Origin of the sequence: Candidatus Pelagibacter sp., assembly GCF_052049775.1 — a bacterium.
In the GTDB taxonomy this organism is placed as follows: Bacteria; Pseudomonadota; Alphaproteobacteria; order Pelagibacterales; family Pelagibacteraceae; genus Pelagibacter.
This window is the reverse complement of record NZ_JBNGZH010000030.1, coordinates 1-5,432: the sequence shown is the minus strand read 5'-3', so window position 1 is coordinate 5,432 and position 5,432 is coordinate 1. Positions and strand designations below refer to the sequence as shown.

Below are 5,432 nucleotides of genomic sequence, written 5' to 3'. Positions count from 1 at the left end.
AATCCTGATAAAATTTGGGAATTTAATAATAATAATTCTTATTTAATAAAGAAAAATAAAAAAATTAGGTTAAAGGATAAACCTAAATATTTGATTGAAAAAATAATTGAAGATTTTAAGTTTAAAACTCCTAATAGATTACCGAAAATTTGTTCTTTGATTTCAGGATATTTTTCATACGATGCAATTAGGTACATCGAAAAAATCCCAAACAATTGTAAAGATGACTTAAAATTACCTGATGTTAGATTATTACGTCCAAGAACACTTATTATTCATGACAATTTAAAAAAGGAAATATTCTTTATCAATAATATTTTTAAAGATGAAAAAATTACGAATTACAAAAGTAAATATAAAGATATTCAATCTGAACTTTTCACGCTCTCTTTGCAATCATCAGTTAAAAAAATAGATAATGTAATAAATAATAAGTCAAAAAAAATTGTAATTAATTCAAATACCTCTAAAAATAAATTTTTATCTATAGTTAATAAGGCAAAAAAATACATTAAATTAGGAGATATATTTCAAGTTGTTTTAAGCCAGCGTTTTGAGACTAAATTGACAAAAAAACCAATCGATATTTATAAAAAATTGAGAATAACTAATCCATCTCCATTTATGTTTTTTTTTAATTTTACTGATTTTCAAATAATAGGTGCAAGTCCCGAAATATTAGTAAGGTTGAGAGATGACGAAATAACTGTAAGACCCATTGCTGGAACAAGACCTCGGGGAAAAACAATTAAAGAGGATCGTTTTTACGAGAGAGATTTACTTAGAGATAAAAAAGAGCTTTCTGAGCATCTAATGTTATTAGATCTTGGAAGAAATGATGCTGGAAAGGTATCTAAAACTAATTCTATTAAAGTTTCTGAAAGTTTTATAATAGAAAAGTACTCACATGTAATGCATATAGTTTCTAATGTAATAGGCAAACATGATAAAAGATTTTCTAAATTCAAGACTCTTTTAGCAGGTTTTCCAGCTGGAACTGTCTCTGGAGCTCCTAAAATAAGAGCTATGGAAATTATTGATGAACTAGAGTCTACAAAAAGGAAGGTTTATGCCGGTGGCATTGGGTATTTCGCGGCGAATGGAGAATTTGACACGTGTATTGCTTTAAGAACAGCTGTTGCAAAAAATAACAGATTTTATGTTCAAGCTGGAGCCGGGATTGTTGCAGATAGCAAACCATTAAAGGAATACGAAGAAACAGTAAATAAAGCAAAAGCTTTGATTAATGCATTAAAATGAAAAAGATAATTTTAATTGATAATTATGATAGTTTTACTTTTAATCTCTATCACTATTTGTCTTCATTAAAAGTGAATGTTGAAGTGATTAGAAATGATCAAATTACATCTAATGAAATTTTAAAAAAAAAATATCATAAAATCGTGATTTCACCTGGGCCTGGCAATCCAAATCAATCAGGTAATTGTCTTAAAATCGTAAAATCTTTACATAAAAAAATACCAATACTCGGAGTTTGTTTGGGTCATCAAATAATAGGTCAAGTATTTGGCTCAAAAATTGTTCAAGCTAGAAAATTAATGCATGGAAAAACTAGTAAGATTTTTTCAAAAAAAATGGGTATTTTAAAAAATCTCCCTAAAACGTTTGAAGCCACTCGGTATCACAGCTTAATTATTGATAAAAAGTCGTTATCCAAGGATCTTGAAATTACTGCTCAGACTCAAGATGGTCTTATAATGGGAGTACAACATAAGAAATATCATATACATGGAGTGCAATTTCACCCTGAAAGTATTAAAACTAAATTAGGGATTAAAATTTTAAAAAATTTTATAAGAATTTAGGATTAATGAAACAATTCATTGAAAAAATTAAAAAAAAAGAAAATTTAACTTTTGATGAAAGTAAATCTGCTTTTGAATTATTAATGGAGGGTAAAGCAGAAGACCAAGAAATATTTGATTTTTTGACACTTTTATCTGCAAAAGGTGAATCTTCTGATGAGGTAGCTGGTGGAGTTTTTGTTCTCAGAAACAAGTCTAAAAGAGTAAATGTGGAAAACTGTGTTGATACATGTGGAACCGGTGGAGATGGTATGAATACACTTAATATATCAACAGCTTCAGCATTATTACTTTCGAGTATGGGTGTTAAAGTAGCTAAACATGGAAATAAAGCTGTATCCTCAAAATGTGGATCTGGTGATGTTCTAGAGGCTTTAAACATAAAAATAAATTTAGAGCCAAAAGATATTGAAAATCAAATTAATGATAATAATTTCGGATTCATGTTTGCACCCAACTATCATAGTGCAATGAGATTTGTGGGACCTACAAGAAAAAAAATTGGAAAAAGAACTATATTCAATATGATCGGACCTTTGAGTAGCCCTGCTCTAGTAAAAAAACAAGTTATTGGTGTTTTTGACAAAAAACTATTAAAAATATTTGCTAATGCTTTAAAAAATTTAGATATTAAATTTTCTTGGATAGTCAATAGTGAAGATGGATTAGATGAAATTTCACCTTACGCTAAAACCAATGTAATTCAATTAAAAGATGGTGTCATTTCTGAAATCATAATTGATCCAAAAAAATTAAATGTAAATGCAGATAAGTTTGAAAATCTCATTGGTAATGATGCAGCTTTCAATGCAGATAGAATGATTGATATATTTAAAGGTGAGGATAATGATTTTTCTAAAGCAGTTTGTTTAAATGCTGCAGCAGGATTAGTTGTTAATGAAACTCATCAGAATTTCGATAAAGCTTATGATGATGCTAGAAAACACATTTTATCAGGTCAAACATTTAAACAACTAGAGAAAATTCAAAATGGCTGAAAATGTTCTTGAAAAAATAATAAATTTTAAAACTGAAAAAATTTTAGAGCTTAAAAAAAATATAAGTCTTGAGTCACTCGAAGAATCAATAAAAAAAGATAGTTCATACGTTGATTTTAAAGATACAATTAAAAAAAATGTTGAAAATAAAAAATTCTCAATTATAGCTGAAATAAAAAAAGCAAGTCCCTCTGCAGGTATAATAATAAAAAACTATGATCCTATAAAAATAGCTAATATATATAAATCAAATAAAGCAACCTGTTTATCTGTTTTAACAGAGGAGGATTTTTTTTTAGGAAACTTGCATCATATTACTAAAATTAAAAAAGATGTTAATTTGCCAATTCTTTGTAAAGATTTTTTTATAGATAAATTTCAAATTCCTTTAGCTAAAAGTTATGGTGCCGATGCTATCTTAATTATTTTAGCTGGAGTTTCAGATAAATTGGCAGATGAATTATATGAGGAAGCTTTAAAATTGAATATGTCAGTTATTGTAGAGGTTCATACTGTTAATGAAGCTAAACAAGCACTTAGATTTAAAGATGCTTTAATAGGAATTAACAACAGAAATTTAAAAACTCTAAAAACTGATATTAATACAACTTATGATATTCACGATATTTTGGTTAATCACCCTGGCCCATTGATTTCTGAAAGTGGAATTAAAACTAAAGATGAACTTTTGGAACTTTCAAATAAAACATCCATCAAAACCTTTTTAATTGGTGAATCACTTTTAAAAAATTTAAACGATAATTCGATTTTTTCTGTTTTATAGCTAAAAAAGTCAGCATTTTCATAACTTTTTAACTATTGTTAATTATAAAGAACTTTTATAGAACATTGTTTGTACGATATTTGTTCTTATGCTAACAAAAAAACAAAAAAACCTGCTATTATTTATCAACAAGAAGTTGAGGAGTTCTGGTGTATCCCCTTCTTACGAAGAGATGAAAGAGTCTCTAAATCTTAAGTCAAAATCTGGGATTCACAGATTAATTAGTGCTTTAGAGGAAAGAGGTTTCATTAAAAGGCTTGCTCATAAAGCTAGAGCTTTAGAGGTTATAAAATTACCAGAGACTGCTTCTGCAAATGATATTTATAATAATTTTTCCCCAAGTGTCATTAAAGGAGGTTTGGATGAAGAAAAACCTTTATCCGAGGATGCAGAGGTACCAGTTTTAGGTAAAATAGCAGCTGGAACACCTGTTGAAGCAATTCAAAATGAAGTTTCAAGAATTCCATTACCAAATAACTTAGAAAAAAATGGAGATTATTTTGGCCTTAAAGTTCAAGGAGACTCAATGATTGAGGCTGGTATTCATGAGGGAGACACAGTTATCATCAAAAGAACTGATACAGCTGATAATGGAAAAATAGTAGTAGCTTTAATTGACGAACACGAAGCTATGCTTAAAAGAATTAGAAAAAAAGGTAAAGTAGTAGCGTTAGAAAGTGCTAATAAAAACTATGAAACCAAAATTTTTGGCCCTGATAGAGTAAAAGTTCAAGGTGTTTTAGTATCTTTATATAGAAACTTCTAAAAAAATAGTCTAAACCATTTTTAATGAAAAAAGTAGCAACTAGATTTGCTCCATCACCTACTGGGCCTTTGCATATTGGCGGGGTGAGAACAGCTTTATTTAATTGGTTATATTCAAAAAACCAAAAAGGTAATTTTTATCTACGGATAGAAGATACAGATAAAGAAAGATCAAAAGAGGAATATAAAAATCAAATTATAAAATCTCTTCAATGGATAGGTATAAATCATGATGGAGTTGAATATATACAATCTCAAAAAATTCATGATCATATAAGAGTTGCAAATGAACTTCTAAAAAAAGGTAGTGCTTATAAATGTTATTGTTCAACTGAAGAAATTGAAACACAAAAAAAAAGAGCAAAGCAAAAAAAAATTCCGTATGTTTATGATAGAAAATGGAGAGACAAAAACGAGAATGAAGCTCCTAAAGGTGTAAAGCCTGTCATTAGATTTAAAAGCAAAATTGATGGTACATCAATATTAAAAGATAAAGTTCAGGGAAACGTAGAAATTGAAAATAATACAATCGAAGATTTTGTAATTTTAAGAAATGATGGTACGCCAACTTATAATTTATCTGCTGCTGTTGATGATCATCAGATGAATATGACGCACATTATTAGAGGTGATGATCATAAAATCAATACATTTAAACAAATGCAAATTTATGAAGCTATGGAATGGACTTTACCAACGTTTGCACACATACCATTAATTCATACAATTGAGGGCAAAAAATTATCAAAACGAGATAAAGCATCAACTCTAGAGGACTATTCTAAAATAGGTATTATACCTGATGCTTTGAGAAATTATCTTTTAAGATTGGGTTGGTCATATGAAGATAAAGAAATTTTTACTTTAGATGAAAGTGTAAGGTATTTTAATCTTCAAGGTATTGGAAAATCACCATCAAAATTAGATTTAAGTAGAATTCTATCTATGAATGAACACTACATAAAAAACATTGATGAAAACGAACTATTTAATCAATTAATTAATTATTGTGAGATTTTTAAAAATAAGATTATTGGTGAAAAAAAAGATAAAATTAAA

At 28.1% G+C, this 5,432-nt stretch carries 6 protein-coding genes; all 6 read left to right on the top strand.

Annotated elements, in window-relative coordinates:
- On the top strand, window positions 1–1,260 hold a 1,260-nt coding region (locus tag ACTT83_RS04675), incomplete at its 5' end, for an anthranilate synthase component I family protein (RefSeq protein WP_440918960.1).
- Window positions 1,257–1,826, top strand: a complete 570-nt coding sequence (locus ACTT83_RS04670; RefSeq protein WP_440918959.1) for an anthranilate synthase component II — start codon at window positions 1,257–1,259, stop codon at window positions 1,824–1,826. The genes ACTT83_RS04675 and ACTT83_RS04670, both read left to right, overlap by 4 nt.
- Window positions 1,827–1,831: 5 nt before the next feature.
- Window positions 1,832–2,824 carry an anthranilate phosphoribosyltransferase gene (gene trpD / locus ACTT83_RS04665; protein ID WP_440918958.1) on the top strand — a complete coding sequence of 331 codons (993 nt, stop codon included), beginning with the start codon at window positions 1,832–1,834 and terminating at the stop codon, window positions 2,822–2,824.
- The gene (locus ACTT83_RS04660; RefSeq protein ID WP_440918957.1) at window positions 2,817–3,608 is read left to right on the top strand and encodes an indole-3-glycerol phosphate synthase TrpC; all 792 of its coding nucleotides are present in this window, start codon (window positions 2,817–2,819) and stop codon (window positions 3,606–3,608) included. Before trpD ends, ACTT83_RS04660 begins: the two co-directional genes overlap by 8 nt.
- A gap of 88 nt (window positions 3,609–3,696) precedes the next feature.
- The gene (gene lexA / locus ACTT83_RS04655) at window positions 3,697–4,374 is read left to right on the top strand and encodes a transcriptional repressor LexA (RefSeq protein ID WP_440918956.1); all 678 of its coding nucleotides are present in this window, start codon (window positions 3,697–3,699) and stop codon (window positions 4,372–4,374) included.
- A gap of 23 nt (window positions 4,375–4,397) precedes the next feature.
- On the top strand, window positions 4,398–5,432 hold a 1,035-nt coding region (gene gltX / locus ACTT83_RS04650), incomplete at its 3' end, for a glutamate--tRNA ligase (protein ID WP_440918955.1).